Origin of the sequence: Aggregatimonas sangjinii, assembly GCF_005943945.1 — a bacterium.
Lineage (GTDB): Bacteria > Bacteroidota > Bacteroidia > Flavobacteriales > Flavobacteriaceae > Pelagihabitans > Pelagihabitans sangjinii.
On record NZ_CP040710.1, the window covers coordinates 1,208,876 to 1,220,839 of the forward strand.

At 43.2% G+C, this 11,964-nt stretch carries 12 protein-coding genes; 10 read left to right on the forward strand and 2 right to left on the reverse strand.

Annotated elements, in window-relative coordinates; translation table 11 throughout:
• Nucleotides 1-128: 128 nt before the first annotated feature.
• Nucleotides 129-356 (forward strand): hypothetical protein, encoded by a 228-nt coding sequence (locus tag FGM00_RS05020; protein WP_138851855.1) that lies wholly within the window; start codon nt 129-131, stop codon nt 354-356.
• Here FGM00_RS05020 and FGM00_RS05025 read toward each other — a convergent pair.
• Both FGM00_RS05025 and FGM00_RS05030 read right to left on the reverse strand, forming a co-directional pair.
• Nucleotides 349-1,251 carry a universal stress protein gene (locus FGM00_RS05025; protein ID WP_138851856.1) on the reverse strand — a complete coding sequence of 301 codons (903 nt, stop codon included), beginning with the start codon at nt 1,249-1,251 and terminating at the stop codon, nt 349-351. The two genes, FGM00_RS05020 and FGM00_RS05025, sit on opposite strands and share 8 nt — an antisense overlap.
• An 88-nt stretch (nt 1,252-1,339) precedes the next feature.
• Entirely contained in the window at nt 1,340-2,029 is a 690-nt protein-coding gene (locus FGM00_RS05030; RefSeq protein WP_138851857.1) for a Crp/Fnr family transcriptional regulator, read from the reverse strand.
• Nucleotides 2,030-2,152: 123 nt separating this feature from the next.
• Between FGM00_RS05030 and FGM00_RS05035 the strand changes: the two genes are divergently transcribed.
• From FGM00_RS05035 to FGM00_RS05075, 9 genes are all read left to right on the forward strand, one after another.
• Nucleotides 2,153-4,549: a heavy metal translocating P-type ATPase gene (locus FGM00_RS05035; RefSeq protein ID WP_138851858.1), complete on the forward strand. Its 2,397-nt coding sequence runs from the start codon at nt 2,153-2,155 to the stop codon at nt 4,547-4,549.
• Nucleotides 4,550-4,620: 71 nt separating this feature from the next.
• Nucleotides 4,621-4,845 (forward strand): cbb3-type cytochrome oxidase assembly protein CcoS, encoded by a 225-nt coding sequence (gene ccoS, locus FGM00_RS05040; RefSeq protein ID WP_138851859.1) that lies wholly within the window; start codon nt 4,621-4,623, stop codon nt 4,843-4,845.
• 224 nt (nt 4,846-5,069) lie between these two features.
• Entirely contained in the window at nt 5,070-7,271 is a 2,202-nt protein-coding gene (gene ccoN, locus FGM00_RS05045) for a cytochrome-c oxidase, cbb3-type subunit I (RefSeq protein WP_138851860.1), read from the forward strand.
• A gap of 86 nt (nt 7,272-7,357) precedes the next feature.
• Nucleotides 7,358-7,549 carry a CcoQ/FixQ family Cbb3-type cytochrome c oxidase assembly chaperone gene (locus FGM00_RS05050; protein WP_138851861.1) on the forward strand — a complete coding sequence of 64 codons (192 nt, stop codon included), beginning with the start codon at nt 7,358-7,360 and terminating at the stop codon, nt 7,547-7,549.
• Nucleotides 7,546-8,502 carry a cbb3-type cytochrome c oxidase N-terminal domain-containing protein gene (locus FGM00_RS05055; protein ID WP_138851862.1) on the forward strand — a complete coding sequence of 319 codons (957 nt, stop codon included), beginning with the start codon at nt 7,546-7,548 and terminating at the stop codon, nt 8,500-8,502. The genes FGM00_RS05050 and FGM00_RS05055 overlap by 4 nt, the downstream gene beginning before the upstream one ends.
• 10 nt (nt 8,503-8,512) lie before the next feature.
• Nucleotides 8,513-9,931, forward strand: coding sequence for a cytochrome c oxidase accessory protein CcoG (gene ccoG, locus FGM00_RS05060; RefSeq protein ID WP_138851863.1), 1,419 nt, complete (start codon nt 8,513-8,515; stop codon nt 9,929-9,931).
• Nucleotides 9,932-10,024: 93 nt separating this feature from the next.
• A complete protein-coding gene (locus FGM00_RS05065; protein WP_138851864.1) occupies nt 10,025-10,471 on the forward strand; it encodes a FixH family protein in 447 nt (148 codons plus the stop codon).
• Nucleotides 10,472-10,672: 201 nt separating this feature from the next.
• Nucleotides 10,673-11,377, forward strand: coding sequence for a sulfite exporter TauE/SafE family protein (locus FGM00_RS05070; RefSeq protein WP_138851865.1), 705 nt, complete (start codon nt 10,673-10,675; stop codon nt 11,375-11,377).
• A 6-nt stretch (nt 11,378-11,383) separates the two neighbouring features.
• Complete coding sequence (locus tag FGM00_RS05075; RefSeq protein WP_236262919.1) at nt 11,384-11,911, forward strand: GTP-binding protein; 528 nt, start codon at nt 11,384-11,386, stop codon at nt 11,909-11,911.
• The last annotated feature ends 53 nt before the right edge of the window (nt 11,912-11,964 follow it).

Sequence of the window (11,964 nt, forward strand, 5' to 3'; positions counted from 1 at the left end):
AGCCGAGCATTAGATAAATGATTTCCGTGGTCGCCAGCTATACGAAGGCCATAACCTTAGAGAGTTAGGAGTTAATTAGGTTTCGTTTAACAGCTCTACCAAACGGCTTTTACTACCTTTAAAAGAAAATGCGAAATTCAGCGATGTTCTGGGTGGCCTTGACCACCATACTTTTGGTCACGGTGACGATAATGGTCTCTATGAACTTCCCTTTTAATTGGGTGTTTTATGTAACGGTCTTAGGACAAGTAGCCGTGGTATTTATGGTTTATAAAGTTTTGACGGACAATTACACAACCGATAAGACTTTTGATGATTTTTACGAAGACCATCCTATCGGAAATCGGGTCAACTAGAAATCTCGGCTAGCTTTTCATTTTTGTTCTGAGGTCCCGATTGCATACCGGATTCTTGAATGACCAATAAGGGTACCTGTGTATGGAAAGCGACTCTTTTAATGACAGGCTCACGTGAAATTTTTTCCAGAAAGCTGTGCTGGTAGTTGAGCATAGCGAGTAAATGTATATCAAGTTCCTCCGTAAAGACTTCGAGCGTTTTTGATATAGAGTTCAATTCTGAAACGGTATGCACAAAATATTCCACATCTTCAAGATATTTTCGTAGCATGCTAAGATTGAATTGCTGCAGTTCCGTTAGTGCTTTTATTTCATTTTGAACATGAACGATCCGAATGGTCGCATTAAAGCTCTTGGCCATTTCTCGTAGAGGGCGTAGCTCTGATTTCGTATAAAACCGATTAAAATTTGTCGCGAATGCGATCTCGTTCGGTGTGATAAATTTAAAATACTGGGGAACCGCCAAAACCGGGCAATTCTGTATCGATTTGATGATACGTACCGTATTGCTTCCCATGAATACTTCTTCGAGTCCTGAAGCGCCTTTGGTTCCGGTAACAACTAGATCAATGTCTAGCTCTTCGACCATTACTTTGATCTCGTCCACCAAAAAACTAAATGAAGAGCTGGTTTTAAAACGGTGCCTGGGATTGGTATAAAGTTGCGCGATACGATCAATCACTTTTTTGAGACCTCCTTCTGAACGCGATCGCGCCCCATTTTCAAGTGTTGCACCATCAATAGACGCCGCCATAAAACGACTGCTCGCAATAGCTGGGGTGTAGGTGTTCAAGACATGAAAAACACACTCTTCATTTTTAAAGAGTTCGATTGCATATCGGATGGCGTTCCATGCATTTTCAGAAAAGTCCGTAGGTATAAGTATTTTTTTCATCTACTTTAATTGTAAGGCATGAAGTAAAATTAGAACGATTTCCTAGCGAAAAATATGACTTTTGTCAGCTTTTGGAGCGTATTCACAATTAGAATCCATCTATCAGATCTTGAAGTTTTCGTTCTTCGGCTATCGCAATTTGCTTACCGCAGGTTTTGATAAGCCCTTTTTTCTTGAATTCCGAGATGATTCGAATACAAGATTCGGTAGCCGTGCCGACAACATTGGCGTAGTCTTCACGGGACAGGGTCAGGCTTAGGAAGCCTTCTTCATCCTCGCCATAATTCTTTTTCAAATACAGAAAAGCTTCGGCCATACGTTGCTTGACCGTTTTTTGAGACATATTCACAATAACATCATCCGCCTCCTTGAGGTCATGTGCCATATGTCGTAATACCTCGACGGCAAAATTAGGATTGGAGTTCAACGCATTTGAGATGATTTCTTTGGGAATAAAGCATACTTCCATATCGTTCACGGCAACTGCACTTAGATTAGTTGATTCCTCGGCAATGACCGAACGCTGACCCATCACTACTCCTTTACTCGCCAATTTTACAATTTGGTCCTTTCCGTTAGCGCTAAGTTTCGACATTTTGGAAACCCCATCGCGAACACAAAAAACACCATCTAACTTTTCTCCTTCTTCAAAGAGTACCTCACCTTTTTTAATTTTTTTGGAGACTTTGGAATCAGAGACCTTTTTCAATTCCTCCTTATTCATGGCACGTAATGAATTGAATTGACGAACGATACAATTTTCACATCTGTTTTCCATGATTTGTTGTTTATACCTGATATAACAAAGGTACTCTCGTCAAGTTAATCAAAACCTGACAATTATCATGTTTTGGTCTATTGGCATTGCACACCTTTGTTGCAGGTATTAAGATATTCAAGAATGGATAGATTAAGTTGTTACCATTGTGGGGATGATTGCGGGAAGAATACGATCGCATTCGATGAAAAAAAATTTTGCTGCAATGGTTGCAAGACAGTGTATGAAATTTTTTCAAGCAACAACCTCTCCTACTATTACGATTTGCAGGCCGCAGCAGGCGCTAGCCCTCGAGAGGTCTATAACAAATACGATTTTCTGGAGAATAACGCCATCGTCGAAAAACTGATTGAATTCGACGATGAAAATGTACAGGTAGTCAATCTTTACATTCCCCATATACACTGCAGTTCTTGTATTTGGGTGTTGGAGAACTTAAACAAGATCAATTCATCGGTGACCGGCTCGCAAGTTGATTTTCCGAAGAGAACGGTTCGAATCACGTATAGAATAGACCGATTTTCTTTAAAGAATCTTGTGGTACTTTTGTCGCGCATCGGCTATGAACCTTCTATTTCTTTGAACGATTTTGATAATAAGCCGAAAGCGGTAAATCGAAGCCTTACCTACAAACTCGGGGTGGCTGGATTTGCTTTCGGCAACGTCATGTTTCTATCTTTTCCCGAATATTTTGATTTGGCCACAAGCACGGCAAGCGGCGGCGAATTTTGGTTAAACCAATACCAGGGCTTTTTCAGATGGTTGATGTTCAGCTTTTCGTTACCCGTTGTCTTTTATGCGGGACAGGACTACTTCATATCGGCTTTTAAGGGATTAAGAAGTAAAATGCTCAATATCGATGTGCCTATCTCCATAGGTATTTCTGTACTCTTTATACGAAGTAGTTTGGAAATCATTTTCAATTGGGGACCCGGTTTTTTCGATTCCCTTACAGGGTTGATTTTCTTTCTGCTGCTCGGTAAATTCTTTCAACAGAAAACCTATTCTTTTTTATCCTTTGAACGGGATTACAAATCGTATTTCCCGATTGCCGTTACGCGAATACCTTCTAATGGAAAAGAGGAAGCCATTCAAGTCTATGACATTCAAAAGGGTGACCGGATATTGATACGAAATATGGAATTGCTACCGGTAGATGGTATTCTTACTAAGGGGAACGCACGAATCGACTACAGTTTTGTAACGGGCGAATCGGAACCGCTTTCAAAGGTATTAGGTGAGAAAGTATTTGCCGGTGGTAAACAAATGCTAGGTGCAATCGAAATTGAAGTAGTAAAATCGGTTTCCCAAAGTTATCTGACCCAACTATGGGGAAATACCGTTTTTCATGAGGGGCGCTCAGACTCCTTTCGAACGTTGACCGATGGTATTGGCAAACGCTTTACGATTTTGGTATTGGGTATAGCTTTCTTGGCGATGTCATTCTGGCTGTTTTACGATAGCGCCAAAGCGCTAAATGTATTTACCGCCGTTCTTATCATTGCGTGTCCCTGCGCAATTGCTTTGGCATCGCCTTTTACTATGGGCAATATGCTACGCATTTTCGGAAAGAAAAAATGCTATCTCAAAAATGCAGAGGCCATAGAACGGCTGGCACTGGTCGATACTGCTGTTTTCGACAAAACGGGAACGATAACCACTACGAAAAGGAATGTTGCGATCTATGAAGGCATGCAATTGACACAATCGGAGGAATCACTTTTGAAAAACACGCTACGCGCCTCGAACCATCCATTGAGCAGAAGCCTTTACGATATGCTTGCCGAGCAAAATATCGTTACCCTCGATGACTATGGTGAATATTTGGGGAAGGGTATCGAAGGCGTAATTTCAGATGACCGTATCAAAATCGGCTCTTCCGATTTTGTTAGAGACGCCGAAGTTCTACCTGAGGAAAATACCGCAGTTCATATTAGTGCGAACAATTCCTATAAAGGTCGTTTCGTGTTCCACAACGAGTATAGGGAAGGCGTATCCGAAGTGTTTCGGACACTATCCGAGAAGATGCAACTTGCTATTCTTTCCGGTGACAATGAAGGGGAAAAGGAACGCTTAAAAAAAATACTACCAAAATTGACCCCCCTTTATTTTAATCAAAAGCCGACCGAAAAACTGGAATTTATTAAATCGCTGCAGGATGAAGGTAAGAAGGTGCTCATGGTGGGTGATGGCCTGAACGATTCGGGAGCACTGGCGCAGGCCGATGTCGGCATCGCCATTTCCGAGAATATAAATGTGTTCTCGCCCGCCTGCGACGGAATTTTAGATGCGTCAAAATTCCGACAATTGGATAGTTACATCACAGCCTCAAAAAAGGCGATCAAAATCGTAAAATGGAGCTTCGCGCTTTCATTGCTCTATAACATTATCGGGCTGTATTTTGCTGTTACCGGGCAATTGTTACCGGTCATTGCAGCAATTCTGATGCCTTTAAGCTCCATCAGTATCGTGGCGTTTACGACTCTGGCAACGAATATGGTAGGAAGAAAATTGGAATAATCGAAAACCTGACAAATGTCATATTTATCAGAAATGGCACAACGTATTTTTACGCCGAAAATAGCGCACACATGAATGTAATTTACCTCTTGTTGACCCTTAGCATTGTAGTGGCTCTAGTTTTTTTTGTCGCCTTTATCCTATCGGTGCGTAACGGGCAGTACGATGATTCGTATACCCCATCGGTGCGCATGCTATTTGAAGACGAACTTGTGGGAGCCGAGGTATCAGTGGATAAGAAAAAAAATTCACCTCTGAACAGCGGAGAAGTAGAAGAGAAGGAAAAGTTGTCATAGCAAAGAAACGCAACGCTTGACATATAGCAAAATAGATAATAATTATGGCCTTAAAGCCAAGGTAAAAGCCCAAGCTTATTAGTTGAAAATTAAAATGGGAGCAATCTAAAATCAAACCAGCAAAATAGAAAAGAGACCGACGCAAAGGAAGAGAGAGCTGATCCATCGAGGAAAAACTCTTTACGCACGGTTCTTTTTTCCCTTCTTTTAAAACAAGAATATTTATGGAAGTACAACAGTTTTACTACGACAACAAAATTGTTAAAAAGTTTCTCTACGCCACGATGTTATGGGGAATAGTTGGGATGCTGGTAGGCCTGCTATTGGCCTTTATGTTTATGTTCCCAAACCTGACGGACGGTATTTCCTGGTTGAGTTTTGGTCGGTTAAGACCGTTGCATACCAATGCGGTCATCTTTGCCTTTATCGGCAACGCCATGTTCGCGGGAATCTATTATTCCACACAGCGCCTATTGAAGGCACGAATGTTCAGCGATGTACTGAGCAACATCAACTTTTGGGGTTGGCAGGCTATCATCGTGGCAGCGGCGATTACCCTTCCTCTAGGCTATAGTACCTCTAAGGAATATGCCGAATTGGAGTGGCCCATCGATATTGCGATTACCTTGGTCTGGGTCGTTTTCGGTTGGAATTTTATCGGCACCATGATCAAACGGAGACAGCGACACCTGTATGTAGCCATTTGGTTCTATTTGGCAACGATAGTAACGGTTGCGGTGCTTCATATATTCAACAGTTTTGAGCTTCCAGTAAGTACTTGGAAAAGTTATTCTGTCTACGCCGGAGTGCAGGATGCCCTAGTGCAATGGTGGTATGGTCATAATGCGGTGGCCTTCTTTCTAACCACACCCTTCTTGGGGCTGATGTATTATTTTGTCCCCAAAGCGGCGAATCGGCCGGTCTATTCCTACAAATTGTCCATCGTACATTTTTGGTCACTCATTTTTATATATATCTGGGCCGGTCCGCATCATCTTTTGTATACGGCATTGCCCGACTGGGCCCAAAATTTAGGAGTGGCCTTCTCTATAATGTTGTTGGCACCTTCCTGGGGCGGTATGATCAACGGATTATTGACGCTGCGAGGAGCATGGGATAAGGTGCGTACCGATCCTACATTGAAATTTATGGTCGTTGCAATCACGGGTTACGGGATGGCTACTTTCGAAGGCCCGATGATTTCCCTGAAAAACGTAAATGCCATTGCCCATTTCAGTGATTGGATTATTGCTCACGTGCACGTAGGTGCCTTGGCGTGGAACGGATTTATGACTTTCGGCATGATTTATTGGTTGGTGCCCAAAATGTTCAAGACCCGAATGGCGTCGCTCAAATTGGCGAACTTCCATTTCTGGATAGGCACCTTGGGAATCGTTTTATATGCCTTACCCATGTATGTGGCCGGATTTACACAGGCGCTTATGTGGAAAGATTTTAATCCGGATGGTACCCTGGTCTATGGGAATTTCTTGGAAACGGTCAACCAAATCATGCCCATGTATTGGATGCGGGCCATTGGTGGCAGCATGTACCTTATCGGTGCAGTAGTCATGGTGTACAATGTGGTCTTGACCATCAAGGCCGGAAGCAAGCTACAGGATGAACTGGCCGAAGCCGCAGCACTAACTAGGGTGTCGAAACGTAGAACAGCCGGAGAGACCCTTCATACGTGGTTAGAACGCAAGCCCATTCAATTGACCATTTTGGCAACGGTGGCTATCTTGATCGGTGGTATTATTCAAATCGTTCCTACGATTTTGGTCAAATCGAACATCCCGACCATTACCAGCGTAACACCTTACACCCCTTTAGAACTGGAAGGACGTGATCTGTACATACGTGAGGGCTGCGTAGGTTGTCATTCCCAAATGGTACGACCCTTCCGAAGCGAGGTGGAGCGTTATGGGGAATACGCCAAGGCGGGTGAATTCGTTTATGACCACCCTTTTCTCTGGGGAAGCAAACGTACCGGTCCGGATCTTTTACGGGTAGGAGGGAAGTACTCCGACAATTGGCATCTGAACCATATGTACGATCCACAAAGTACCTCGTCAGGTTCTATAATGCCTTCCTATTCTTGGATGATTCGCGATAAATTGGACAGAAGCCGAACAGAGGACAAGATGGAAGCCATGGTTACACTCGGCGTTCCTTATACAAATGAAGAAATTGCCAACGCCCAAGCCAATATGAATGAGCAGGCGACGCAAATTGAGCAGAATCTCTATACCGACCCAGATTTTGCCAAAGGGTATGAAGCCGATAAAAAAATTGCGGCCGACAATGGCGAGGAGTTCATTCAGATGCGCGATAGGGAAATTGTTGCATTGATTGCATACTTGCAACGCCTGGGTACCGATATCAAAATTAAGGATACCGAAGAACTGATCTCGCAAAACAAATAAATAAGAACCAAGAAACTAGAATCAAGGCCAATTAGTGGTAAAAACCTTACCGTCTCTTGATTCCTGTCTCCTAAAAATAAAGAAGCATGCTAAAATTCGTAAAGGGCTATATGGACAGTATCGAGGGTATCGGGATATACCCCATTATTTCGTTGCTCATTTTCTTCACCTTTTTTGTAGGCCTCTACTGGTGGGTCTTTACCGCTTCTAAAACCCACATTAAGGAAATGAGCGAATTACCATTTGATGAGGACAATCAGCAAAACCTAGAACTATGAAAAATACCAACCCTTGGTGGCTTTGGGTAACCGGAGCCTTTTTCGGTATCCTTGGCCTAATGGAATTATTTGTCGATTCGGGAGAGAAACCTGCCATTGTCGAGTATCCTATGGCGCAACTGTTTATGCTGTTTACATTGCTACTACTTATTGCTATCGCCTTAATCGTACAGTCTATAGAGAATGTAATGTTCCAAACCCTTTCCGAAGAGGCCAAGGCGCGTTATTTGGAATCAAAATCAAAAAAATGGGAATGGACATGGGCTAGGAAAACCTACGCTCGTTTGATGGGTGCCAAGCCTATAGAAGCCGAAGGAGAGATTATTCTAGACCACAATTACGACGGCATTCGTGAGCTGGACAACAAGTTGCCGCCGTGGTGGGTGTACATGTTTTATGCTTCCATTGTATTTGGCCTGGTGTACATGCTGCGCTTTCATGTCTTTGGTGGATATGACCAAGATCTCGAATACGAACGCAATGTGGCCGCCGCCCAATTGGAAATTGAGGAATACAAGAAAAACGCGAAGGATCTCGTAGATGCCAATACCGTCGAACTATTGACCGACGCTGCCGACATCAAGGCTGGGGAGGAGCTATTCACGATTAATTGTGTGGTCTGTCATATGGCTGATGGTGGGGGCGGTATCGGGCCCAACCTGACCGATGATTATTGGATTTTGGGTGGGGGTATCAAGAATGTATTCCATACTATATCGGAGGGAGGCCGCGACGGAAAAGGCATGATCGCCTGGAAACAAAACCTCAAGCCCTTGGAGATGGCACAGGTTTCCAGTTACATTCTTACCGAAATACATGGGAAAACAGCCGCCAATCCGAAAGCGGCAGAGGGAGAAATCTGGTCAGGCCCCAGTGCACCCGAAAAGTCGGCTCCTGAGGAGGGAGTTCCAGTTCAGGAAACCGATACCACTTCGGTGGTAATGAATCAGTAGCCATCCCCATATGGAGCAAGATCATGACCATTTTAGGGATTCCATAGGAACGATTTCCGACGAGGGAAAACGCGCTTGGGTATATCCCAAAAAACCTAGTGGCAATTGGTATACCTATAGAAAATGGGTCAGCTACGGCTTACTCATCTTTCTCATCGCTTCGCCCTTTGTAAAAATCAATGGAAATCAATTTTTGATGTTCAATGTATTGGAAAGGCGCTTTAATATTTTCAGCCTTCCCTTTTGGCCACAGGATTTTTACCTCTTCGTAGTGTTGATGATCATCGGGGTGGTTTTCGTGGCATTGTTCACCGTGGCTTTTGGTCGCATTTTCTGTGGATGGATGTGCCCGCAGACCATCTTTATGGAAATGGTATTCCGAAGGATAGAGTACTGGATAGATGGTGACCGAGGTGCCCAGATCAAATTGGATCGGCAACCGTGGAATATGGAGAAAATCAGAAAAAGAGCACTGAAATGGTTTGTTTTTTTTCTTATTTCTTTCCTGATTGCAAATGTATTTCTAGCCTATCTGATCGGTAGTGACCGCTTGATTCAATATATAACCGATGGCCCTCTGCAGCATCTGAGTATTCTCATTTCATTATTGATTTTCACGGCAGTGTTCTATTTTGTGTTCGCATGGTTTCGTGAACAGGTGTGCATCATCGCCTGCCCCTATGGTCGTATGCAGAGTGTATTGCTCGACAATAAATCCATAATCGTGGCATACGATTATAAACGCGGTGAGGCCGAAAAAGGTAGAAAGAAATTTCGTAAGAACGAAGACAGAAAAGCGTTGGGCCATGGCGACTGCATTGATTGCTTTCAATGTGTGAACGTGTGCCCTACCGGAATAGATATCCGTAACGGAACGCAATTGGAGTGCATAAACTGTACGGCCTGTATCGACGAGTGTAATACGATTATGGATAAAGTAAACCTCCCCCAAGGCTTGATACGGTATGCCAGTGAGGATGAGATCGTAAAGAATGAAAAGTTCAAGTTTACCCCCAGGTTAAAAGGATACAGCGCAATATTGACCATCCTGATCGGTCTTTTGATAGGGATGCTTTTTTTGAGAAATGATGTCGAGGCCAGTATTTTGAGGTTACCGGGACAGTTGTACGAACATAAGGATGGTAACATCATCAGCAATGTGTACACCTACAAATTGGTCAACAAGACAAATGAGGAGATTCGGGACATTAGTTTTAAACTGATTTCCCATAAGGGGAAGATAAACTTGGTAAGTCATTCCCATTTCAGTATTCCCCCAGCGGCATTGGCCGAAGGAACGCTGTTCGTAGAGCTAAATAATTCAGCCCTAAAAGGAGATAAGGATAGGGTAAAAATCGGCGTATATAGCGGCGAAGACCTGATAGAAACCACGAGCACCGCCTTCACGGGGCCAAGAAGCTATCGGTAGCGCATAAAGGTGACAATGAAAATTTTCGAAATTTCGGCCAGAGAAGTAACAGTATAAAGAAACGAGGTCGGGCTAATTAAAAGAAAAGAAATTATGAGAATCAACTGGGGAACGGGAATCGTTTTGGCATTCATAGGGTTTATAAGTTTTATCCTATTCTTTATCGTTCGTATGAGTACCGATGATAGGGCCAACCACGATTTGGTTACGGAAGACTACTATAAGGCCGAACTAGGCTATCAAAACGAAATAGACGCAATGAACAACGCGAAGTTCAATAACGCACTTTTGGTAGTGGAAAAAACAAAGGAGGGCCTCCTATTGAAATTTCCCGAAAAAATGGATTTCAAAGAGATAAAGGGTTCGGTATCGCTCTATCGGCCATCCAACAAGTATTTGGATGCCGAGCGACCCCTACGCCTAACAAGCCCCCGGCTTCTGATACCGGACGATGATTTGGTCGAGGGACGCTGGGATATCAAAGTTGCTTGGGAATATGGGAGGGAAGTTTTTTTGCATAAGCAAAGTATTACGTATTGATATAATAGACAAGACCTACCTGCTAGCAGGCAGTGACAAGAGACAAGAAGAGACAGGGTATAAAAAGAGGCAAGAGGTAAGAGACAAGCTTCAGATAATTTATGTGGAGTTGTTCGTGCCTAAGCCAATATTAAAATAGCGCCAAAATGCAACGACGGCCTTCCTGAAAGTGATAAGGCTTGCAATAAAGGATAAAACGAAATGATACTATCGGCTATCATACTAGGTTTAATGGGCAGTCTACATTGCATTGGCATGTGTGGCCCCATTGCTTTTATGCTTCCTGTAGATCGAACGAACACGTTTAAGAAATTTGGGCAGGTAGCTATTTATCATTTTGGTAGGTTGCTGGCCTATGCCCTGATCGGACTTGTATTTGGACTTTTGGGAAAAGGACTCTATGTTTTTGGGATGCAACAGAAACTATCCATTCTCATTGGCGTTTTGATGATTGTGCTGGTGCTCATTCCGTATCAAAGTTTTGGCAATTACAATCTGTCCAAACCAGTTTTCAAGATAATTTCAAAAGTAAAAAATCGACTGGGTCAAGAATTAAAAAACAAACGTCCCGATACGTTTTTGACCATCGGTTTTTTAAATGGTTTTTTACCGTGCGGACTCGTATATATGGCCCTATTTGGTGCTATTGCCATGGGAAATGCCTTGTACGGTGCAACGTATATGATTCTATTCGGTTTGGGAACTGTACCCTTAATGACAGCCGCTATTTATTTTAGCGGCTTGCTCAAGGGTGGTATACGCCAAAAAGTCCAGCTCGTCATTCCCATTTTCGTGGTCATCATTGGACTACTTTTTATATTTCGAGGATTGGGTCTAGGTATTCCGTATCTATCACCTGAGCCGATTGTAGAACTGGTGTCCAGCGGAATGGAATGCCACGACTAATACCCTGTGAAAAACACGCTGCGCAACGATATCGTACTTAGGCCAAGATTTCAAATGGAATTGACCCAAGAGCAGCAGATCGTTCTAGAGGCATTCGAAAATTCCAAAAATCCGACTTTTAGTATCAAACGGGTAGACGACCATATATTTATCAAATTCAATGCGCGGGAACATCACTTTTGGTCACCTCAATTACATCTTGAAATTATCGAAACCGACAACGGGAAAGTACAGCTTTATGGTCTCTTCGGTCCTAATCCCACCCTTTGGACGTTCTTCATATTTTTGCATTTCGGGGTGGCCACGCTATTTATCGTAGTCGGTATTTGGGCCTATTCTAGTGCCGCACTGCAAAAACCATATGGTCTTCAGCTCGGCTTAATGATCAGTATGGTATTGTTTTGGTTTATACTTTATGCTTTTGGTCGAGGCGGGAAAAGTAAAGGAAAGCCTCAGATGGAGACCCTGTACCGATTTATGGGAGAGATTTTGCTTGAGGTCCCGGGCAAAAATCGCAATAAGGCGGTCAATTGAAAAAGGGAGGCTTGAAAAAGAGCCTCCCTGCAACCTTAGCTGGTTTCTAAAAA